The following is a 20,906-nucleotide window of genomic DNA, read 5'->3' as shown; positions in this document are numbered from 1 at the left end:
TTTGCCAAGTGCAAGTGACCTGACGAACTGGACAGACCGGTCGGGCCTTGCCTCCCGGCCAGCCTTCGGGTCGCACCACGGCTAGCCAGCTTCAAGGGCCATCCTGCCGCTCTCCCCTGTTCGGCATCCCATGGCCCTTGTGCTCTGCCCCCTTCCCGCTACCTTGCCTGCATGCATAGCGGGAGGGGGCAGATATTCATGTGGTTGCGGATAGTTGGCGGCTTTGCGATGGCAACAGCCCTGCCCCTTGCCCCATCCGCGCAGGCCCAGCCAAGCCCCATCGCCGTAAAGACCGTCAAAAGCTGGACACACAAGCCGTCCGGTATTGCCTTCCCGTCGAAGATTGACGGTTTTGCTCGCAGTGCGGTCGAGGATCTGAGCAACGGCGCGCTCCTCGATACATCGATCGCCTATGACGATCCGATCAGTCGCACCCATGTAAATGTCTATGTCTATCATGCCGCCATGCCGGCCACCGCCATCTGGTTCGATGTCGCGGCCACCATGATCGCGACCAACGACAAATTCGGGCGCCCCGCAGCCCTGGGCGATCCTGTGGCCTTTGCCCTTCCGGGCAGTTCAGTGCCAGCCGGACTGCGCCAGAGCTTCACTATCACCCAGATCGGCCGTAGCAGCGGCGTTGCCGTCATCGCGCTCGGGGAATGGGTGGTAAAGTTGCGCGTCACCTCGCCCGTCCATGATGCGTCCCAGCTTGATGCCCTGTTGGATCGGATGATAGCCCAGATTGGCTGGCCCCGCGCGCTACCGCCGCTCAAACCCTGCCCCCAACCGCTTGTCTTCGGCGCGCCTGCGGACAAGGTGACAAAGGACGGCGCGTCCGTCATTGCCGGCGCGATAATGGGCAATATCGACCGCAGCGTCAGGGAAAAGGCGGCGAAGAATAGAGAAGCCCCGGGCGCCCCGGCCTATTGCGTCCACCCCGATCGAATACAGGGCCGCCTCCCCATCTATCAGGGCGAGACGAATGAGGGCAGCTATGCCATCCCGCTCGGCGATTCGGGCACCATGCTGGTCATCGCCCGAGACACGCTGACCGCCTTGCTGGGCGGCAAGGATGAAAGTAGCGCGCCCTGGACGGTCACCGTCCGCACGCTTGACCAATGGCTGCAATATCCCAGCTATGCCAGCGCGCCACCGCCGGTCCAGGCGATCGAGATCGTCCAGTCGGAAAAGCCGCTGTCGACCACCAGCATCTATGGCAAGCAAAGCCAGATCAGCCTGTCGCCGGACGCCGTTGCCAACTGATAGGGCGCAGGCCGCTTGCTCCATCGGCCTGCCCCCGCTAGTCAGCCGCCCATGACCGCGCATAAATCGGGCGACCCGACCACCCTCAACCGCCTTTATGGCCGCCAGTCCGGGCCCAAGCTTCGCAAGGGCCAGCAGGAACTGGTCGACACGCTGCTCCCCGCCGTATCGGTGCCGGCCGAAGGCGACGTCACGGCCGCCGACCTGTTCGGCTATGACCGCCCGCTCCATTTCGAGATCGGCTTCGGCGGCGGCGAGCATATGGCCTATCGCGCCGACATGCTGCCCGACCATGGCTTCATCGGCTGCGAGCCGTTCCTGAACGGCGTGGTCCAGGCGCTCGGCCATATTCGCGACGGTGCGCTCGGCAATGTCCGCCTGCACATGGGCGATGCGCTCGACGTTCTCAGCCGCATCCCCGACGGATCGCTCAGCTTCGTTTATCTGCTCCATCCCGATCCCTGGCCCAAGGCGCGCCATGCCAAGCGGCGGATGATGAACCCCGGCCCGGTCGACATGATCGCGAAGAAGCTCAAGCCCGGCGGCGAGTTCCGCTTCGGCACCGATCATCCGGTCTATCTGCGCTGGGCGCTGATGGTGATGAACGGCCATCCCGAATTCGACTGGTTGGCAAGCGATCCCAAGGATTTCCTGACCCGTCCAGGCGGCTGGCCCGAAACCCGCTACGAGGCCAAGGCCCGGCGCCTGGGCCATGAGGTCTGGTACTTTCGTTACAGGCGTAAATAGGCCAACGACTTAGGGCCAAAAATGGCAGTTTTCTGCGGAATTTGCTACGCCACGCTTTCTCATTGTACGCGACCTTTTGCCCGACCGTGATTGCCAGGTGATTGCCAGCAGCAGGTCAGATATGGGTAATTGCTGGACGTGCGATGGAGGTTTCGTATGGCGACTGGGAAGATCAGCAAGAGGACCGTCGACGCGTTTCGCGACGAGGGCACGGCCGGTTTCCTCTGGGACGTTGATCTCAAGGGCTTCGGGCTAAAGGTCACGACCGCAGGTAACGCCATCTATGTGCTGCAATACCGCTTAGGCGGCCGCGAGGCGAAAACCCGCCGCTTCACCATCGGCAATCACGGATCTCCCTGGACACCCGTCACGGCTCGCACAGAGGCCGAGAGGCTTTCAATATTTGTCGCTCAGGGCATCGACCCCCAAGAAGTTGACCGCCAAAGGCGCCGCGAAGCAGTCGACTTGGCCTTCTCAACCTATGTGGGCACGTTCGCGAATTCTTACAGAGGCTCCGGCTGGGCGAACCTGATCGAGCGGTCGGCCAAGCTACACATCACCCCGATATTGGGCAGCAAGCCACTGCCCAATATCACTCGCGCGGATGTCGTCTCAGTGTTTGATCGGATGCCAGATGCGCAGGCAGCGAATCGGCGAAATGTCTTTGCCGTACTTCGCCGCATGTTCAAATGGGCCGTCACTCCCAATTAAAGGAGCAATCAGAGCTATCGTAACGAACGACGATTGCTGGCACGTCGAATGACAGCAGATAGTCCAACTGGTCGACCTTCAAACGCACGCGATCGGCACGGGCATCCCCGCCGTGCCGAAGCCGCCGATCATGACCGACGCGCCATCCTGAATTTCTGCCACCGCCGCTTCGGCGCTGGCCACCGCCTTGTCGATCATCCGAGTCTCCTAAGATCCGTGATTTCCAATCCAGCGTGATCTGATCCTCCAAAGAAATTGCGTCAATCGATAATCATGATATTGTCCGATTATCGGTTGATGGAGAATTGATGATGATGGACGTCAGCGACCTTGAGGCAAATGGCGACCCGGAATTTATGCAGTCGCTGGCGCGCGGCTTGGCAGTCCTCAGGTGTTTCGCGAACGAGCAGCGGCCCATGACGATAGCGCAGGCAAGCCGGCTGACCGGATTGAGCAGGCCTGCTGTGAAGCGATGCCTACATACCTTGGTTCGGCTTGGTTACGCCGCGCAGGACGGCGTCCAATATGCCCTCCGCCCAAAAGTCTTGGCACTCGGCTACGCCTACATGTCATCGAGCTCGCTGGCGGCACGAGCGCAGCCCTTGCTGGATAATCTGCGAGACGAGCTCCACGAGAGCTGCTCGCTCGGGGTGATCGAAGAAGACGAGGTCTATTACGTCGCCCGTGCAGAGGTTTCGCGCATCATGTCGATCGCTCTAAGGGTAGGAAGCCGGCTACCGCTTTACTGCACCTCGATGGGTCGCATCCTTTTGGCGGCCTGGCCACGATCGGAGCAGGAGGCCTATCTTCGCAGGACTGAAATAATGGCATGCACTCCAAAGACGGTGACACAACCATCGAGAATTCTCGAGATACTCGAACATGTCGCTGAGGAAGGTCACGCTATTGTCGACGAGGAACTCGAATTAGGCCTTCGTTCCGTGGCTGTTGCGGTCAAGGGGAGATCCGGCGTGGTCGCAGCAGTGAACATCGGCACGCAGGCCGCGCGAACATCGTTGCCCGAACTAAGATCACGCTTTCTTCCCGGCCTCCGCCGCGTTGCTAGAAACTTGGAAGCTACAGGCGTAGATTGAGCCAGTATCTTGGCATTCTCGACATTCCCGTCCATTTCTTCCTTTTCTGTCAACTCATGACGGCCGTATTGAAAGTATCAGAAGCCGATATCAGGTAGGCATAGATTCTTTGGAGGGTAGATATGTCGCTGGACCGTACCTTGTTCGAGCTTTCCATAAAAGAGAGTGATCATAGTCGTGAGTATTGGCTCGACCGCCCCTGGCTAAATGAGCGTCGGCGTGAGGTTCAGGGAGCAGACGTTGACGTGTTCCCCTGAAATGTGACCGATTTTGAGTAGAGTCCGACGTAAAGGAGTCGGACGAAGATGAAGCGCAGCAGGTTCAGCGAAGAGCAGATCATCGCGATCTTGAAGGAGCAGGAGGCTGGGATGGCGACGGCGGATGTTTGCCGCCGCCACGGAATCAGCTCGGCGACGTTCTACAAATGGAAGTCGAAGTATGGCGGTCTGGAGGTGTCCGAGGCCCGGCGTCTGCGCACGCTGGAGGAAGAGAACAGCCGGCTGAAGAAGCTGCTGGCCGAGGCAATGCTCGACAACGTGGTGCTGAAGGATCTGGCATCAAAAAAATGGTGACGCCCGGCGCTAAGCGGGATGCCGTCGCCCATGCCCGTGAGCATCACGGGCTGAGCGAGCGTCGGGCGTGCAACCTGGTCGGCGTGAGCCGGCGGGTGATCCGGTATCGATCGTCGCGTCCGGACGATGGTCCGCTGCGACAGCGTCTGCGCGAGTTGGCGGCCGAGCGTCGCCGCTTCGGCTATCGGCGTCTCGGGTATCTTCTGGCTCGCGAGGGCATGACGCCCAACCACAAGAAGCTGCTGCGGGTCTATCGCGAGGAGAACCTGCGGGTCCGTCGCCGTGGTGGCCGCAAGCGCGCCCTGGGCACGCGGGCGCCGATGGTGCTGCCGGACGGGCCGAACCAGCGTTGGTCGCTCGACTTCGTCTCCGACACCCTGACGTGCAGCCGGCGGTTCCGCATCCTGTGCGTGGTCGACGACTACACGCGGGAATGCCTGGCGCTGGTGGCCGACACGTCGCTGTCGGGTGTGCGGGTCGCGCGGGAGCTGACGCGGCTGATTGGGATGCGCGGCAAGCCGCATACGGTGGTCAGCGACAACGGCACCGAGCTGACCTCGTCGGCCATCCTGCGCTGGTCGCAGGAACGGCGGGTCGAGTGGCATTACATCGCACCCGGCAAGCCGATGCAAAACGGCTTCGTCGAGAGCTTCAACGGGCGTCTGCGCGACGAATGCCTCAACGAGACCCTGTTCACGTCGCTGCCGCATGCTCGCTTCGTGCTCGATGCCTGGCGGCACGATTACAACTACGTCAGGCCACACTCGAAACTGGGCGGGAGAACCCCCGCCGAGAAAGCCGGCCAACCTGTCCGGGGGCATGCCCCCGGACAGGTTGCCATCACCTCAACCAACCATCATGAAGGAGCCGGACTCTACCTCTGACTGGTGACAATCAGGGGAGCATGTCAGTGACGCTGACAATGCGATCGCGCTGATAGAACTCCGCACCGTGTTCACCATGAGCGATAAAACCACTTTGATTGCCAAGATCGCTCAGGTTTCTCTATCGGCATTCCCAACCTCACTTGGAGAGGCTCTGTTAACGCCTGTAAAAGTGGGGGCTCACAATATTGTTACAGGATGGTGCGTGTTCGAATTAACAGCGGCAGTAGTCGGCAACAAGGCACTCGAAAGTTACGCGTTAGAGTTCCATGATACCCACGATCTGGTCTCAGCCCTTGCTCCGCGTATCGTCCAACGCCAGGAAGAGAGCTGATGAACCGATTGTTCCGGCGGAAGGCAGTCAATGCAAATCCGGTATGCATCGCTGGTGATGGCGCCATTGCAATGCATGGCGTCAACGAGGGCAGAGTAATTCCTCTGGTAATACTTGATACAAGTGTCCGAACAGAAATAAATGAGTATATAAGAATTCATCAATTTTCCGGTCATGGCGACGTGACCATTACCTGGGGCCAAGCACTTTCTAGGCCTGATACCGTTAGCTTGATGTTGAATTTCATTCGCCCGGTGGAACTGAGCTTCGCGATAATCTTCGAACTTCAGAAAGCCCATTCGATCCTTGTAGAGGGAGCCCTGTGTTCAGGCGGCCTTTACCTGCAAGCGGGAGTCGAGGGAGACCGTGTTAGAAACACCATCGAGCAGCCGAGGGTTGTCATCGAAATTCCCGACACAGGATTTCGGCCTCGCTGGGAAAAAATTTGCCAACGCTACCTCGCCAAAAAGATGCGCGCCGCAGGCTTGGACCGGAAAGCAGCCAAACATGTCGCAGCTGAACAATATTCTGAGCTTCAGAAAATGGCCTTAGCGAGACCTTTCCCGAGCTAACCAATGCCGGTCGTCCGGTATGCCGCGGATGCCGCTCTCGCGGGCGGCATCAATTGATGCTTCGCGTGATTGCTATGTGATTGCTGCATCTGATTTTACATCGTGAAATAAGCAGTAATATCGTGCTTTTTCATATTGATATCTTATTCTTGTACTTAATTTCTGGTATTTCCGGTACCGGCGCATCTAGTGGTCCGAAAAGATTTTGACATTTGCAGACCCATCCCCGCCGACGGGGGATGCACATGTCAAAATCAATCCACTAGGCAAAAACCCGAGAAAATTAGAGATATTCAAGATAGTTAAATCTACCACCGTGCGAAGCGATGGCCGAAATTTTCCGCAACGATGATTATTTTCGTGGTGCCTGAAATCTGTAACCGTCCGATTGTTACCGCGGTGGTTGGGCCTTGAAGCGAGTGGCGAGTTCGGGATCGTCCAGGAAGTCGTCGAGAAAGCTGTGCCAGGTCTGGGTGGTGCGGCGTGCTTCTCGAAGCATATCTGACAGTTCATCGACGCCATCGTCGGTGAGGGCCGTAATGGTCTCATCCGGGCCAGTGTAAACGCTGATGATGCTGCCGTATGTCAGATTGTCATCGTTCCAGACGATGGCTTCCAACAGCTCCACGTCCTCACCAAGCATTTTGGCAGCATAGTCCAGCGTGCGCACGTGAGTGATCGTGGCCATCAGGCTACCTCTGCCAATGGTACCAAGGGCTTCCATTTCCAAGGCAACAATTCGTCGATCCGGTTGATCTTGTGATCGTGGATACGGCCGAGCACGTCGGCTAGATAAGCCTGCGGGTCCAGACCGTTCATCTTGGCACTTTCAATAAGCGTCATGGCCCGTGCCAGGGTTTCAGCGCCTGCTTCGGAGCCGGCGAAGAGCCAGTTGCGTCTTCCCAGACCAATAGGTCTCACGGCTCGCTCAGCGGCATTGTTATCGATGGCGACGCGCCCGTCTTCGATGAACAATGAGAAGGCATGCCAGCGACCCAAGCCATAACGAATGGCGCTGGCCAGATCGCCCTTGACGGGGATGCGGGTGAGTTGCTGCTCGGCCCAGGCGCGCAACGCCTCGAGTTTGGGTTTGCTATGCTCCTGGCGGACGGCACGCCGAACATCCGCGGGCTTCCCGGCGATTTCACGCTCGATGTCGTATAGCTGGCCGATGCGATCGAGGGCTTCTCGCGCTATCGGTGATTTGTTCGCTTTCCAGATGTCATGGAAGTCACGCCGCCAATGGGCAAAGCAGGCAGCTTCCAGGAAGCGCGGTTCGCCGTCTGCGCCGGGCTCATAGAGCTTCGCATATCCCTTGTAGGCGTCGGCCTGGAGAATGCCGCTCGCATTGCAAAGGTGGTTTTGCACGTGCTCCGCCTTCCAGTTGGGAGCAAAGCGATAGACCACACCCGGCGGTGCCGCCCCGTTCCACGGGCGCTGATCGCAGACATAGCCCCAGATCCTGCCTTGCTTCACGCCCTTACCGAGCCCCTTGGCCCGCCGTGTGTGATCCAGCACCTGGATCGGTGTATCATCGGCGTGGATGACGATGCTGGCCAGGACCGATGCCTCAATACGCTCGATCAGGGGCTGCAGGGTTCGCATCGCTTTGCCGCACCAGTCAGCCAGCGTGCTGCGGGGAATGTCAGCGCCCATGCGGGTAAGGATTTCATTCTGCCGGTACAGCGGCAAGTGATCGTCGAACTTTGAGACGAGCACGTAGGCAAGCAGGCTGCTTCCGGCCATGCTGCCGGGGATTGGGCGGCTCGGAGCCGGCACCTGCACCATTTTCTCACAGCAGCGGCAGGATTTTTTCGGCCGCGCTACCTCGATCACCTTCAGTTTGGCGGTAATCATTTCGATGATTTCGCTCACGTCCTCGCCGACGAGGCGTAACTCGCCCCCGCAATCGGGACAAGCGCTGCCCGGGTCGAGTTCTTTTCGCTCGCGCGGCGTGTCGGACGCAACGCGCGGACGCCGGGCCATGGCCCGTGCGCTGTCTACATGCGCAGTGGCTTCATCCTCTTCGACATCGCTCGGCAAAGCGACGGTTTGTGCCGCAGCGACCAGAATGTCCTCCAGGGCCAGTTCCAGCTGCTCGATCTCGCGTTCGATCTTTTCCGAGGACTTGCCGAAGGCCTGTTTCTTCAGTTTGGCAATGCGCAGACGCAGGGCCTGAACCACCAGATCATGTGCACGGACCGTTGCCGCCAGCTTCGCGTTTTCCGCCTGCAAGTCGGCGATTATCGCCTTCAGCAAAGCTGGGTCTTCGGGAAGGTTTTGCGCCGCGCTCAGCATGATCCTGCTTACCAGCCAGGGGCAGGAATATCCATGAAAACAGGTAGATTCAGGAACAAAAGTCAGCCCACGTGAGCAGGCGGCGCGCCCCAATTTGGACGCCTCCAGTCGATGCCTTCCCAAAGCATCGCAAGCTGGGCCGAGGTCAGCCGCGCCGTCCCATCCGCCGCAGAGGGCCAAGGAAAACGGCCACGCTGCAAGACCTTGTAGTACAGGCAAAATCCTTGCCCATCCCAGTACAGCAGCTTCACCCTGTCGCCGCGTCGCCCTCGAAAAGCGAACACCGCGCCGCTTGCCGGTTTCTGTCGCAGCACCGTCTGGGCAAGCTGGCCAAGGCCAGAGATGCCTTTGCGCATATCAGTGACGCCGCAGGCCAGATAAACTCGCACGCCAGTTCCCGGGCCGATCACGCCGCCTCCACGCAGCGGATGAGCTGGGTCAAGGCGATGGCCTCGATGTCGCTTCCAAAGCGCAAAGTCCGGCCTTGCGTCAGGCGCAACTCCACCATGCACGTCCCGCCTGGGCTTGTGCTGCGGGCGACGTCAGGGCTCTGAGCGGCAGGCATCTCCACAGGCAGAAAGACTGGCTCCGGTGGGGCCAGCAAGAACCCGCGCTTCTTCAAATCATGTCGCCAAGTGTAAATCTGCTGCCGGGTTACATCATGGCGCCGGGCTACCTCTGCCAGCGTCGCGCCATTGACGCCGACGGATCCGATGATCTCCAGCCTATGCTGGTCCGTCCACCGGCGCCGTCGTTCCTGACCCAGTATTTCCGCCCTCATCGCAATCCCCGATCAAGAGACGTCGTTAGCGACGTCGCTATGACCGTCTCTTAAGAAATTATCGCTCCATTAGGCAGGCGGTCCCAATCGGACGGTTACTGAAATCTTGCCATCGCCACCGGAAAGTCAGCAAGCGAACGCGAGGTCCACGCCTCTCTGGGCAGGTTGCCGCTTTCCAAGGGACGAGGGCCTGCAGGGTTTTGGTCGATAATCGCAGCCGGCGTACGAACACGGGAACCGCTCTGACGCGGCCCCATTTACCATCGCTGCAAGCGAACAAAGTCCACGAAAGCCCGCAAGGGCGCCGGCAAATAACGGCGCCCGGAATAATAGAGCCGGGGACCAGAGAAGGTCTGGCACCAGTCGTCGAGAACGGATTCGAGCGCCCCACTCTCGATATGCGGTTTAAGCCAATCCTCGAACAGATGCACAATTCCAAGGCCAGCCACGGCAGCATCGATCAGCAATTCGCACGCCAGACCAGGCTGCACCACCAGCGGCCCGGTCGGATCGACAACGAGAATTTCTCCCTCTCTCTCGAATTCCCATCCCGGCATGGCTCCGCCGGAAAAACGGCCGCGCAGGCAATTATGGCCCAACAGTTGCTGTGGGTGCGAGGGGCGCCCATGATGATCGAAATAGGCTGAAGATCCAGCTGTAACCGACCGCTGCGTCGCTGGGCCGATGGGGATCGCGATCATGTCCTGTTCAAGCCGCTCCTCATAACGGATCCCGGCATCCGCACCGGATTTCAATATGTCGACAAACCCATCCTCTACCGTCACCTCCACTCGAATATCGGGATAGACCCGAAGGAATGATGGGAGGATCGATGGGAGCACGGTGCGGGCGACATTAGCTGGAACATTCAGACGCAATGTTCCAGCGGGTCTGTCACGGAAGATGTTGACGACATCGAGCGCGTCGCGGATTTCCGAAAGCGCCGGCGACAGCCGCTCGAATAGCCGCGCGCCCGCTTCGGTCAGGGCCATGCTGCGCGTCGTGCGGTGGAGGAGACGAACGCCTAGCCGGGCCTCCAGCCGCCTGAGCGCGTCGCTCATCCCAGATGCCGAGGTGCCCGAAATACGGGCTGCATCTCGGAAGCCTCCTGCCCGCACTACTTCCACGAAGGTGGCAAGATCATCGAGTTCCGTCGCCATTGTTCGATTATCCGTACAGTTTGTTCTGATTACTACGACTTATCGTTCGCTGGCCACAAGCCCATATCGCGGTCTCCAAATGAGGAGACAGGACATGATGGATCTTCGCAAAGCCGGCACCTTCAAGCTGGGCGATCATCTCGTGAACCGCATGGGCTATGGCGCGATGCAACTGGCTGGGCCTGGCGTCTTTGGCCCGCCCAAGGATCGCGATGCCGCCGTCGCGGTCCTGCGCGCGGCAGTTGCGGCGGGCGTGAACCATATCGACACAAGCGATTTCTATGGCCCTCATGTGACCAACCAGATCATCCGCGATGCGCTTCATCCCTATAGCGACGATCTCCTGATCGTGACCAAGGTGGGCGCGATCCGCGGCAAGGACGCCTCATGGCTGCCGGCACAAAGTGCCGCCGAATTGCAGCAGGGCATCGAAGACAATCTGCGAAACCTTGGCCGCGACACTCTCGACCTGGTCAACATGCGCATTATGGGCGACATCCACGCGCCGTCGGAAGGGTCGATCGAGGCGCAGATCGTCGCCCTTGCACAGCTGCGCGAGAAAGGACTGGTTCGACATATCGGCCTCAGCAACGTGACAGAGAGCCAGGTCGCGGAGGCCCAGCGCATCGTCCCGATCGCGTGCGTCCAGAACCAGTATAACCTGGCGCACCGCGCGGATGACGCGCTGATCGACAACTTGACGCGCCAGGGCGTCGCCTATGTCCCATTTTTTCCGCTCGGAGGCTTTTCGCCCATCCAATCGCAGGCATTGGCCCATTTGGCGGATCGCCTGGGCGCTACGTCGATGCAACTGGCGCTTGCATGGCTGTTGGCGCGCGCACCGAACATGCTGCTGATCCCCGGCACGTCCAATGTCGCGCATCTGACCGAGAATTTGGCAGCAGTGGAGCTGGATCTGTCGCAGGAGGTCAAGGCCGAACTCGAAGCCATTGCGTTCGATCGGGCCCACTGAAACTCGATGATGGGCGCATTCCCGACTGCGGAATGCCCCCCCCCCTCTCCCCCCCTGCCTTTCGAAATCGGACAGCTCGCGGCTCGATGCGCCTGGTAGGGGCGCGGACGGTTCCTCTGCCGCTATTCTCAAACGACATGGGGCTGACACTCAATCGGCGGAACGCAGCCATTCTCCTTACGGCCAGTGCCGGGCATCCAGAGCAGCATAGCGAGTTGGCCGCGACCTGGACCGGAAAATCGGTGACTGAATGGCCGTAAAGGGGCGTTAAAAGATGACCGGAATTCCCCCTCGCCTTCCCGCAGCGGAAAATAACATCGCTGTCTTTTCCAGATATCCGCATGCGATCAAGAACTTGTGACGCGACAGGATCTGCAAAATACATAATTTTTTGGGTCATTAACTTCGACTAAAGGCGCGCATGCTAGAGGGGTGTGGTTAAGGGATCCAAGCGGCTCATCAGGCCGATGAGCTGCGCGGCAAAGCCAGGACGCTGCGCGATGCCGTGCGTACCCATGGATGGAACAGCCTGGATGCCGCGCGAGGCCGCATTTACATCATGCTCGACGTGCGCGATGCAGTCTCCAACGTCTATCGCGATGGCCATGCTTCGCTGGCGGGGCGGGCGATATTCGGCTGGTATCCCGACGATCAGCCCGAATCCGCAATCCAGATTGTGCAGGATCCGCTGGTCGATGGTGCCAAGATCAGCACATGGATGAAGCAGGGCGTCATCGTGCGCACGCGGACCGATGCCAATACGGTGGAGGCACGCGCCGGCGATTATCGCAAGGCACGGGCGGCCATGGACAGCGGCGCCCAGGCGCTCAGCACGGACTATTATCCCGGCGCGCCCGATCCGTTGCGCAGAGGCTTTTCGGTGACGCTGCCGGACGGCGCAATGGCGCGGTGCAATCCGGTGCGCGTTGTGGCGGGGTGCGCGGCCCTACCTTGCGTTTGCGCTGACTGATTTATCACCTTCGGTGTCGCGCATAGACTCATGATGCCCGGCGTCCTGGACAAATTGGAGCCAGTATCTGGCGGTGGCGCAGTTGATCTTGCGGTGGCCGCGCATGCGCTCGATGAGGCTGCGTTGCTCGTAGAGCGCCTCGTTCATGCTCGACTTTCACTGGCAAACAGCGCGTCGGATTTGAGGATTTCTTCGAGATGAGCCGTTTGGCTTCCTCTTTATCCTTAGCCCACAGGAACAGCATGATTTCATGCTTACCGAGGGTAGCGCGCATTTTATCGGGCACAATCCGCCGAGAATAAGAAACTTCGCCGCCATTAGCGAAATAGGACTGGATGCTTCGACAACTGTTACAGATGTAACAGACGTCCGCAAAAAGTCCTTATCTTTCAACGCATTCCAAGCCTTTCAACAGCTTGGAGACAATGGTGGGCCCGGCATCTACTTAGAACGACGTTTAACACTTTGAAAAACAACGATTTTATAAGAATATCCATGAAGGATACCCCCACGGATACCCCCAATACAAAATAGAATACAATTTTTTAGCAATGTATCAGCCATGCAAAAATATACTATGAGAACGGCTATTACTGAAATCGGATTTTCTTATGATTTGAACATTGCGGCGTGAAATCAATGCGTGTTTGGATAAGGGGCCGAACGTGACGGACGGCCCCTTATCGATATTTCAGGCCAAGCTGTGCTTGAGCTGGCTCATCTTATCGTGCCCTTCACGCACGGAATGAAAAGCGCGCTCGACGACCTGACGCGACGCCGGATCAAGATCGGCGTGCCCCAAGGCATCTTCATACTTGGCTTTGATGTGGTCTTCGCCTCGCTCGACTTCCTGGATGATCGCCTTGTCATCCTTACCTGTGATAGCCTGCTTCAAATCCATGAATGTGCGGTGAGCCGCCGCCAGGAAGCTACTATCGCTCTCCGGATCGCCGCCGAGGCGACGCACCTCGGCCTGCAGTTCAGTGGCGGCGGCACTGCGGTCGCGCGCGAACTCGGCGAACATGGTAGCAAACTGCGTGCTCTCCGCATCCTTCGCCGCATCCTGATAGCCCTTCATGCTGTCCAGGGTAACCTGAATAAGGCTGTTCAGCGTCGAAACGGTTTTTTCAGTGCTCATGATGCTCTCCTTGTTAGAAGCCTCACAACTGTCAGATCGACGACCCGATCCTGCTAGTCGTTGCGCCAATTCGATCAGTTGCAGCTGGATCGTGGCGAATGGAAATTTTGGTTCGCCACTGTGCTGACACGTCAACGGCGTTAGACGACGGTATTTGGGACCACTGCGTGGCTCCCCTCCTCGCTACCCTCGATCGTGCCGCCAAAAAGCATTTTCAGTTTCCCGCTGAGCGACATGTCCGTTTCCCACAATTCCGCGTCATCGATGTCGAAGCGAAGGAGCGCGAGGTTGGGATCATTTTTGCCTCCCGGAAACCATGCCTCGACGGTTTTAGACCAGAGCTTGTCGATCATGGCCGGATCATTATCGACGGTGACATTGCCAGACAGGCACGCAAAGAAATCTTGTCCCTTGGAGACAAATTGCGCCATCGCTGGCCCGCCAGTTGCCAAACGATTGTCCTTGCCGATGAAGAACCAGATTGTGTCGACCTGATCTTTGTCCAATTGCGCGGTCAGAGGCTCCGAATGGCTTCGACCATCCGCCAGACCGACCATGAGAAATGGCCCATTCTCGAGCTTGTCCCACATATGCTGTTTCAGTTTGTGCGTATCGACTGGCATGCTACTCTCCTTCTTTCGCTCCCTTCAACGCTAGGAAAGTGGCTAAGTTGCGCCGCGCAGGATGTAGATCTGGGCCTAAACCGAGATCGTAAACCGTTCCCGATGACCCCAACTTCCTACGCTCGCGCAACCGCCTGGACGAAACGAGCGTAAACGCGGGATTTCAGGCCAAGCTTTTTACTTTAGGATCCAAGTTTCCGCGTCGGCCTCATTATCAAAGAATTTGACGCCCTCGCGATCGGTCAATCGCTGCGCCTGAAGGCGAGCCAGGGTAGAATTACAAACGAAAGCAAGGCGTCGCGAGCGCACATCTGCCGACGCAAGTAGAGAGGAAAACGCTTCCACGACCGCCTGAGGCTGAATTTTCATGTTTCTGATATCTACCAAAGTCAGATGCCCAGGTGCTCTGAGCTTCAGCAGCATTTCGCGATACCTAGTGGATTGACCGGAACAAAGGAGTCCTGCTGGGGATTCCCACCGGCTTGCAGGCGTGCCAGTCTCGGAGGATGCGCGATGGGATCAGCTTCACCGTTTCGGCTTCCGACCGTCAACGCCTGGACGACATCGTGTCGGCTCCCTTGAGTCCGCAGAAACATGTCTGGCGCGCCCGTATCGTGCTTTTGAGCAGCGATGGCTTGGGCACCTCGGCGATCATGGCGGCCACAGGCAAGTCGAAGACCTGCGTGTGGCGCTGGCAGGAGCGCTTCATGCACGAAGGTGTCGATGGTCTTCTTCGCGACAAGTCCCGTCCGCCCGGCAAGGCGCCAGTGTTACCCAAGCGCGTGGCCGAGATTGTCCGGCTGACGCAGGAACCGCCGCCGCATGAGGCAACCCACTGGACGGCGCGCGCGATGGCCAAAGCGGTCGGGCTTGCCGTTTCGACAGTGCAGTCGATCTGGAAGGCGCATGGGCTTGCTCCGCATCGCTGGCGCAGCTTCAAGCTGTCGAACGATCCGGCTTTCGCCGAAAAACTCACCGAGATCGTCGGCCTCTATGTCGATCCGCCCGCCCATGCGGTGGTCCTGTCGATCGACGAGAAATCGCAGATACAGGCGCTCGACCGCACCCAGCCCGGCCTGCCGATGAAGAAGGGCCGCGCCGGTACCCTGACCCATGACTACAAGCGCCACGGCACGACCACGCTGTTCGCTGCACTCAACGTACTCGACGGAACCGTCATCGGGCAGAACATGCAGCGTCACCGCCACCAGGAGTTCATCCGCTTCCTCAATCGGATCGAGCGCGAAGTGCCCAAGGACAAGGCGATCCACGTGATCCTCGACAACTATGCCGCACATAAGAAGGACAAGGTCCAGGAGTGGCTCGCCCGCCATCCGCGCTGGACTTTCCACTTCACGCCAACTTCTTCCTCATGGCTCAATGCCGTCGAGGGCTTCTTCGCAAAGCTGACCAGACGGCGCCTCAAGCACGGCGTCTTCCACTCCGTCGTCGACCTCCAGGCTGCCATCAACCGGTTCATCCGGGAGTACAATGCCGATAACCCCAAGCCCTTCATCTGGAAGGCCAATCCGGATGAAATCATCGCGGCTCGAAATCGAGGGTTCCAAACGTTGGAGTCAATCCACTAGCCGAAAAGCGATGAACGTCTGCCTCATCGAAAAACCCCGACATCTCCACGCGCATCAAATTGTGCTGAATATCTGCATGAATTGCGAAGACCGCATCCACTCCCATTCTCCTAAACACGTCGCGATCGGCATTATGCAGCTTTCAAAGATGTTCCGTAATATTTTAGTGAAAGCCTTGAACCGTCGGCGATCTCAACGTCGCAGAATTTTCCATACCACTTGCGAATATCGCGGGCTTGCAATCACCTCGCACAAATTCTTGTGCGTTTATTGACCCAGCAACCTTCTTCGAACGTTACGGTTCCAAGAGAATCCATAGCCTTGTCGTCGTCGGGATCCGCATTCCAGCTGGCGTCTCCCTTCCCTTCACCGTCGACTATGACAACGGCAAAATGTGAGTTCTTGGGCTTGCCCGAGCTCCACGCGTTCAGAGTGTAACCGCCGTCTCCCATTGGATAGACTTCGCATTTTTCGTTGACGTGAACCTTGCCTTCAACCTCGAACCGACAATATCGCATTTCGGAGCGGGGAACATCGGCTACTCCTGCGTTGGCCGCTTCTTCCGGCCGGGCATACGGTGCACTCTCCTTCTTGGCCCCCGCAACATTAGAAACGGTGTTGCTGACGCTCGCCCTGCCCGAGACCTGTTCGCTCTGATTTGTTACGGAACCGCCACAACCAGCAAGCAGGGTAAGCACGCTGGACCATATGGCGAGGTAGCCGAAACGGTCTTTGTCCATTTTCTTGCCCTCCATTCTTCTCTCCCGTGAACTATCCACCGGCGTTCACAGGATAAAGTGGCGCGCGATGACGCGACTTCGCAATCAGGTAAAGCACCAAGCTATGCAGCCCGTTAAACGGACAGTTAAGTTACGAAAAACCTTCAGAAACCAACATAGATTAAACGCTTCGTTAATCCTCTCTTCGCTTTCCTGGGTGTAGGAGGCGTCTCGAAATTGGAGATGATATGAAGCGCCTACTCTACATCAGCACGGCCCGTTCCATCTTGCATGCGTCCGAGCTTGACGACCTTCTGCTCAAAGCGCGCGAGGCAAATTCCCGTGTCGGGATCACCGGCCTGCTGATTGTAGGCGGACGCCGCTTCCTTCAAGTGCTTGAAGGTGCCGACGAAGCTATTGCCGCGACATATGAGCGAATAAGGCATGATCCCCGTCATTTTGCTCTTGTTAAACTCCACGACAAGGAGGTCGGGTCAAGGGCGTTTGGGTCGTGGGCAATGGGTTTCGAGCAGGTTGTAGATGCCGCCGGTTCGGTTAGCGGTTCGTTGGAAGAGCAGGTCAACGCCCTGGTTGCCCCTATCTCAGACCCTACGTTGCGCGCATATTTTACGGGTTTTGCGAAGACGCATGCTGCGAACTGACCGGATGTCAGCATCCAGCATGCAAGACCGGGACATTGTGCCTGTAGACGACAGCAGCGCTTCTCACCCGAGCAAGGGGGGTGGCTGTTCATAATGTCTGATATTGTGTCTCGCCAATCAGTCCGTGGCAGGATGAGCGATTCCTGAAGCATTATCTCCAATAGCATTTACAACATTCTCATCGATTCGCTCCGGTGCCGTAACAATCATTCGACGTCCGGCATCGATCTGCTTCATGCCCATCATGCGGGCAGCCATCCTTTCAGGCACATGCCAGCTTTCTGGCAAGGATCGAGCTACGGCGCCGGGCAGGGTCGTCCAAAGCAGAATGCCGGACAGGAACCCGCCCAGGCAGAATAATATTACTTGAATCTCCTGCTCGGCCGCTCCGCGTCCGCGCGCTATCATCCGGTCTATTTGCGAGGCCTTCCGAGAAAACCCGTCTTGCGCTTCATGCAGCATCGTTCTGTCTTCCGCCCTCGCTATTTGCGCAGATGCGATGATCCGCTCCACCAGCGCTTCAGGCGTCATCTCCATCGCCGGACGGCTCTGGATCATGTCGAGCTTATGCGCATGCACGTCGAGCGATTTGTTGATTTGCGCCAATGTCGCGCTGTAATCGGGGATCTTCTCCCTCGCAGCTGTAAGGCCTTCAAGCGCGTGACGCAGGAGGCTCAGTTCCCGACGCACAGCATCAAAAGCTTCTACGGGATCATCCTGTTGGGGGTCTTGTTGGATCATGGTTGGAGCCTAGAGCCAAAGGCCCCGGCCTAGCGAGCGGCCGAGATGATGCTGGAAATCCTGCGACAGCGATCGGCCGCTTTGGACGGAAAGACCGACCTCCTACGTGCGATTGCGCAGCAGCAGCAGCTTAAACTGTGGATCACGTTCATGGTGCCAGTTCGCCATTTCTTCACGCTCCCGCTGCAGGGCGATATATTTTGAGGCATGGTTGGCTTTGTGCTGATGACATCCGTCAACGCGCCGCGCTGTGCGGCATAAGATTATGGGTCCTTCGCAAACCCTCGTCATCCGCACAAGCTACCACAAACTGAATATACTCGGTTCGATGGGATTGCACGCCGTTACCCACCATGACGCCGACCACTTTCGCGTTTTGATACAGATCTGATCACCTCAGCCGCTGTTGCGCAGCGCGGTCGCGATCGCATTGATCGACAGTTCGATGCCTTCCTTGATCCGGGCATCATCCTCGCCAGCGCGATAGCGCTTGAGCAGTTCAACCTGCAGCAGATTGAGTGGCTCGATATAGGGAAGCCGCAGCCGGATCGACGTCTCGGTCGTCGGGCTCCTTTCCAGCAGGCGCGACTGGCCGGTGGCCGCCAGCAGCCCGTCATGGGTCAGCGACCAGCCTTCGCGGATACGCCCGAACAGCGTTTCCGCCTTGGCCTGGTCCTCGACCAGCGGCAAATATCGCGCCGCAATGCCGAGGTCCGACTTGGCCAGCACCATCTCCAGATTGGCCAGCGCCGACTGCAGGAAGGACCAGTGCTGCGCCATGTCGGCCAGCAGCGCCTTGTCCTCGAACGCGGCGATCGCATGGCCGAAACCATACCAGCCCGGCAGCATGACGCGCGCCTGCGCCCAGCTGAACACCCAGGGAATGGCGCGCAGATCCTCAATCGCGGTGCTCTTGGTCCGGCTCGCCGGACGCGACCCGATCTTGAGGCCGGAGATTTCCTGGATCGGGGTCAGCTGGCGGAAGAATTCCTTGAACCCCTCGGTGCCGTAAACCAGGTCGCGATAGGCGGTGAAGGCGTTCTTCGACAGTTCGTCCATCGCCGCCGCAAAGCGGGCGGCATCCTTCGCCGACACGCCCTCGGGTTCCAGGCTGGCGAGCAGGGTCGCGCTGGTCATCGCCTCCAGATTGGTCATCGCCACGTCGCGCGTGCCGAACTTGGCGGCGATCACCTCGCCCTGTTCGGTGATGCGGATGCGCCCCTGCACACTGCCGCGCGGCTGCGCCTGGATCGCCTTGAAGGCGGAGCCGCCACCACGCCCGACCGCGCCGCCGCGACCATGGAACAGCTGCATCGCCGCGCCAGCCTCGGCAAAGACCGGCTCCAGCGCCTGGCTCGCCTTGTAGAGGCTCCAGGTCGAGGTGATGTAGCCGCCATCCTTGTTGCTGTCGGAATAGCCGATCATCACTTCCTGATGGCCGCGCGCCTGCACCACCCCGGCGATTTCGGGCAGGCCGAAATAGGCGGTCATGATCTTGGGCGCGGCCTCAAGGTCGCCGATCGTCTCGAACAGCGGGATCGACATGATCGCCGCCTTGGCCGGGTCGCCATTTTCCGGCGCGCGCCACAGCCCCGCTTCCTTCAGCAGGATATTGACCTCCAGCATGTCGGACACGCTTTCGGCCTTGGAAATGATATAATGGGTGATGCACTGCGGCCCATAGGTGCGGTGCGCCTCGGCGGCGGCATGGACGATCGCCAGTTCCGACGCCGTTTCCTCGGAATATTCGGCAAAGCGCGTGCCGAGCGGCCGGTTGGTCGCCAGTTCCTTGCGCAACAGGGCGATACGGGCAAACTCGTCCAGCCCGGCATAATCCGCCTCGACCCCGGCGACCTTCAGCAGTTCGGCGACCACGCGCTGATGCACGTCGCTATTCTGCCGCATGTCGAGCGTCGCGAGATGGAAGCCGAATGTCTCGACCGCGCGGATCAGCCGACCGAGCGCCCCCCCGGTCGACAGCGCGCCATCGCCCTCGCTCGCCAGCCCCTGCGCCACAGTGACGAGATCGCGGCGGAAATCGCCCGGCGCGGCGTAAGGCTCGCCCTTCAGCGCCGACGGGCGCGGCGGCGCCTTGCCGACCAGATGGACATAGGTGGTCGCCAGCCGCGCATAGATGCCCGAAATGGCCCGGCGATAGGGCTCGTCCTGCCGGCTGGGCGACGCGTCGCCGCTCGCCTCCGCCAGCGCCAGCACCGCTTCGGGCACATGGGCGAGTTCGGTCGAGACCGACAGTTCCGCGCCCAGCGCATGGATCGATTCCATATAATAGGCCAGCGCCGCCTCGCAGCCGCGGCCCAGTGCCGATCGCAGCTGCGGCGCCTGGACGAACGGGTTGCCGTCGCGGTCGCCGCCGATCCAGTTGCCGACCCGAAGGAAGCTGTGCGGCCGCGCGCCCAGCACCCGTTCCCACCGGCCATAGAGCGCCGGCAGCGTCGGCAGGAAGATGTCGCGGAAATAGGTCAGGACATTGTCGATCTCGTCCTGCACGAACAGCTTTTCGCGGCGCAACGGCCGCGTCTGCCACAACAGCGCGATCTGGCGGAAGATCGCCTCGTCCAGATTCTCGCCGTCATCCGTCTCGGTCCGCCCGGCATCCTTGAGCTGCATCAGGTCGGCAATGCGATTCTTGTGGTCGATCATGCTCTTGCGCCGCACCTCGGTCGGGTGGGCGGTCAGCACCGGCACGATCAGGCTGTGCGACAGCAATTCCAGCACCGCATCCTTGCCGATGCCATGCGATTCGAGCTTGGCCACCGCCGACGCGACATCGGCACCCGGTTCCGCCGCCACGCCCTGCCGATCCTCGGCCAGATTGGCGAGCATCGAGAACAGCATGAAGCCGCGGGTGAAGTTGAGCGTGTCGTCGAGATTGAGGGCATCGAGGCCCGTGTCGGTCAGGTCAGCGCCCTGCAGCCCGCGCGCACGGTCGACCGAGGCGGAGCGGATATATTCGGTCTGCTTGTAGAGTTTCTCCCCGCCATAGGCCCGAATGACATCGCCCAGCAGGCGTCCCAGATAACGGATGTCGGGATTCTGCGTGATCGCAGGCGC

At 59.3% G+C, this 20,906-nt stretch carries 24 protein-coding genes; 12 read left to right on the top strand and 12 right to left on the bottom strand.

Annotated elements, in window-relative coordinates:
• The first annotated feature begins 198 nt into the window (after window positions 1-198).
• The 3 genes from A0U87_RS21050 (at window position 199) to A0U87_RS21040 (ending at window position 2,724) form a co-directional block, all read left to right on the top strand.
• Window positions 199-1,266 carry a hypothetical protein gene (locus A0U87_RS21050; protein ID WP_234415596.1) on the top strand — a complete coding sequence of 356 codons (1,068 nt, stop codon included), beginning with the start codon at window positions 199-201 and terminating at the stop codon, window positions 1,264-1,266.
• A 51-nt stretch (window positions 1,267-1,317) separates the two neighbouring features.
• Complete coding sequence (locus tag A0U87_RS21045; protein WP_048937044.1) at window positions 1,318-2,013, top strand: tRNA (guanine(46)-N(7))-methyltransferase TrmB; 696 nt, start codon at window positions 1,318-1,320, stop codon at window positions 2,011-2,013.
• A gap of 156 nt (window positions 2,014-2,169) precedes the next feature.
• A complete protein-coding gene (locus A0U87_RS21040) occupies window positions 2,170-2,724 on the top strand; it encodes an Arm DNA-binding domain-containing protein (protein WP_053094326.1) in 555 nt (184 codons plus the stop codon).
• Between the two features lie 78 nt (window positions 2,725-2,802).
• On the opposite strand, the gene A0U87_RS21035 is transcribed toward A0U87_RS21040, so the two are convergent.
• Complete coding sequence (locus A0U87_RS21035) at window positions 2,803-2,922, bottom strand: CoA-transferase (protein WP_234415597.1); 120 nt, start codon at window positions 2,920-2,922, stop codon at window positions 2,803-2,805.
• Window positions 2,923-3,032: 110 nt separating this feature from the next.
• Between A0U87_RS21035 and A0U87_RS21030 the strand changes: the two genes are divergently transcribed.
• The 4 genes from A0U87_RS21030 (at window position 3,033) to A0U87_RS21015 (ending at window position 6,180) form a co-directional block, all read left to right on the top strand.
• Window positions 3,033-3,818, top strand: coding sequence for an IclR family transcriptional regulator C-terminal domain-containing protein (locus A0U87_RS21030; RefSeq protein WP_240626833.1), 786 nt, complete (start codon window positions 3,033-3,035; stop codon window positions 3,816-3,818).
• 305 nt (window positions 3,819-4,123) lie between these two features.
• Window positions 4,124-5,274, top strand: a protein-coding gene (locus A0U87_RS21025; protein WP_107917615.1) for an IS3 family transposase whose coding sequence is annotated in 2 segments (ribosomal slippage) — window positions 4,124-4,376 and window positions 4,376-5,274 — 1,152 coding nt in all. Because the reading frame shifts where the segments join, the coding sequence is not laid out codon by codon here.
• A gap of 67 nt (window positions 5,275-5,341) precedes the next feature.
• Window positions 5,342-5,608, top strand: coding sequence for a hypothetical protein (locus tag A0U87_RS21020; protein ID WP_159078614.1), 267 nt, complete (start codon window positions 5,342-5,344; stop codon window positions 5,606-5,608).
• A complete protein-coding gene (locus A0U87_RS21015; protein ID WP_137405974.1) occupies window positions 5,608-6,180 on the top strand; it encodes a hypothetical protein in 573 nt (190 codons plus the stop codon). Before A0U87_RS21020 ends, A0U87_RS21015 begins: the two co-directional genes overlap by 1 nt.
• Before the next feature lie 391 nt (window positions 6,181-6,571).
• Here A0U87_RS21015 and A0U87_RS21010 read toward each other — a convergent pair whose 3' ends face one another.
• The 4 genes from A0U87_RS21010 to A0U87_RS20990 all read right to left on the bottom strand — a co-directional run bounded on the left by A0U87_RS21010 (window position 6,572) and on the right by A0U87_RS20990 (window position 10,419).
• Window positions 6,572-6,868 carry a hypothetical protein gene (locus A0U87_RS21010; RefSeq protein ID WP_125990319.1) on the bottom strand — a complete coding sequence of 99 codons (297 nt, stop codon included), beginning with the start codon at window positions 6,866-6,868 and terminating at the stop codon, window positions 6,572-6,574.
• On the bottom strand, window positions 6,868-8,478 hold the full coding sequence (locus tag A0U87_RS21005) for an IS66 family transposase (protein WP_125990321.1): 1,611 nt from the start codon (window positions 8,476-8,478) through the stop codon (window positions 6,868-6,870). The genes A0U87_RS21010 and A0U87_RS21005 overlap by 1 nt, the downstream gene beginning before the upstream one ends.
• A 62-nt stretch (window positions 8,479-8,540) precedes the next feature.
• Window positions 8,541-8,867, bottom strand: a complete 327-nt coding sequence (tnpB, locus tag A0U87_RS21000; protein ID WP_346763666.1) for an IS66 family insertion sequence element accessory protein TnpB — start codon at window positions 8,865-8,867, stop codon at window positions 8,541-8,543.
• Window positions 8,868-9,516: 649 nt separating this feature from the next.
• Window positions 9,517-10,419, bottom strand: coding sequence for a LysR family transcriptional regulator (locus A0U87_RS20990; RefSeq protein WP_048939611.1), 903 nt, complete (start codon window positions 10,417-10,419; stop codon window positions 9,517-9,519).
• Window positions 10,420-10,513: 94 nt separating this feature from the next.
• Here A0U87_RS20990 and A0U87_RS20985 point away from each other — a divergent pair, with 94 nt between their 5' ends.
• Both A0U87_RS20985 and A0U87_RS20980 read left to right on the top strand, forming a co-directional pair.
• Window positions 10,514-11,392 (top strand): oxidoreductase, encoded by an 879-nt coding sequence (locus A0U87_RS20985; protein WP_048939612.1) that lies wholly within the window; start codon window positions 10,514-10,516, stop codon window positions 11,390-11,392.
• Window positions 11,393-11,837: 445 nt separating this feature from the next.
• The gene (locus tag A0U87_RS20980; RefSeq protein ID WP_199909719.1) at window positions 11,838-12,362 is read left to right on the top strand and encodes a Ca2+-dependent phosphoinositide-specific phospholipase C; all 525 of its coding nucleotides are present in this window, start codon (window positions 11,838-11,840) and stop codon (window positions 12,360-12,362) included.
• Here A0U87_RS20980 and A0U87_RS26320 read toward each other — a convergent pair.
• From A0U87_RS26320 to A0U87_RS20965, 4 genes are all read right to left on the bottom strand, one after another.
• On the bottom strand, window positions 12,339-12,509 hold the full coding sequence (locus A0U87_RS26320) for a hypothetical protein (RefSeq protein ID WP_159078616.1): 171 nt from the start codon (window positions 12,507-12,509) through the stop codon (window positions 12,339-12,341). The two genes, A0U87_RS20980 and A0U87_RS26320, sit on opposite strands and share 24 nt — an antisense overlap.
• 544 nt (window positions 12,510-13,053) lie before the next feature.
• Complete coding sequence (locus A0U87_RS20975) at window positions 13,054-13,500, bottom strand: PA2169 family four-helix-bundle protein (protein ID WP_048939613.1); 447 nt, start codon at window positions 13,498-13,500, stop codon at window positions 13,054-13,056.
• A 140-nt stretch (window positions 13,501-13,640) separates the two neighbouring features.
• Complete coding sequence (locus tag A0U87_RS20970) at window positions 13,641-14,123, bottom strand: pyridoxamine 5'-phosphate oxidase family protein (protein WP_137405973.1); 483 nt, start codon at window positions 14,121-14,123, stop codon at window positions 13,641-13,643.
• Between the two features lie 177 nt (window positions 14,124-14,300).
• A complete protein-coding gene (locus A0U87_RS20965; RefSeq protein WP_137405972.1) occupies window positions 14,301-14,546 on the bottom strand; it encodes a hypothetical protein in 246 nt (81 codons plus the stop codon).
• 83 nt (window positions 14,547-14,629) lie between these two features.
• Here A0U87_RS20965 and A0U87_RS20960 point away from each other — a divergent pair, with 83 nt between their 5' ends.
• Window positions 14,630-15,712: an IS630 family transposase gene (locus A0U87_RS20960; protein ID WP_137405971.1), complete on the top strand. Its 1,083-nt coding sequence runs from the start codon at window positions 14,630-14,632 to the stop codon at window positions 15,710-15,712.
• Window positions 15,713-15,954: 242 nt separating this feature from the next.
• On the opposite strand, the gene A0U87_RS20955 is transcribed toward A0U87_RS20960, so the two are convergent.
• Complete coding sequence (locus tag A0U87_RS20955) at window positions 15,955-16,467, bottom strand: hypothetical protein (RefSeq protein WP_048939616.1); 513 nt, start codon at window positions 16,465-16,467, stop codon at window positions 15,955-15,957.
• 212 nt (window positions 16,468-16,679) lie between these two features.
• Here A0U87_RS20955 and A0U87_RS20950 point away from each other — a divergent pair, with 212 nt between their 5' ends.
• Window positions 16,680-17,093, top strand: coding sequence for a BLUF domain-containing protein (locus A0U87_RS20950; protein ID WP_072895767.1), 414 nt, complete (start codon window positions 16,680-16,682; stop codon window positions 17,091-17,093).
• A 117-nt stretch (window positions 17,094-17,210) separates the two neighbouring features.
• On the opposite strand, the gene A0U87_RS20945 is transcribed toward A0U87_RS20950, so the two are convergent.
• A complete protein-coding gene (locus A0U87_RS20945; protein WP_048939618.1) occupies window positions 17,211-17,834 on the bottom strand; it encodes a DUF6118 family protein in 624 nt (207 codons plus the stop codon).
• A gap of 45 nt (window positions 17,835-17,879) precedes the next feature.
• Between A0U87_RS20945 and A0U87_RS26315 the strand changes: the two genes are divergently transcribed.
• Complete coding sequence (locus A0U87_RS26315; protein WP_159078618.1) at window positions 17,880-18,038, top strand: hypothetical protein; 159 nt, start codon at window positions 17,880-17,882, stop codon at window positions 18,036-18,038.
• A gap of 192 nt (window positions 18,039-18,230) precedes the next feature.
• On the opposite strand, the gene ppc is transcribed toward A0U87_RS26315, so the two are convergent.
• Window positions 18,231-20,906: phosphoenolpyruvate carboxylase (gene ppc, locus A0U87_RS20940; protein WP_240700613.1), on the bottom strand; the 2,676-nt coding region annotated here is incomplete at its 5' end.

Source organism: Sphingobium sp. MP9-4 (genome assembly GCF_005281675.1).
Taxonomy (GTDB): Bacteria; Pseudomonadota; Alphaproteobacteria; order Sphingomonadales; family Sphingomonadaceae; genus Sphingobium; species Sphingobium yanoikuyae.
The sequence above is the reverse complement of the archived record's forward strand: the minus strand, read 5'-3'. Positions and strand labels throughout refer to the sequence as shown.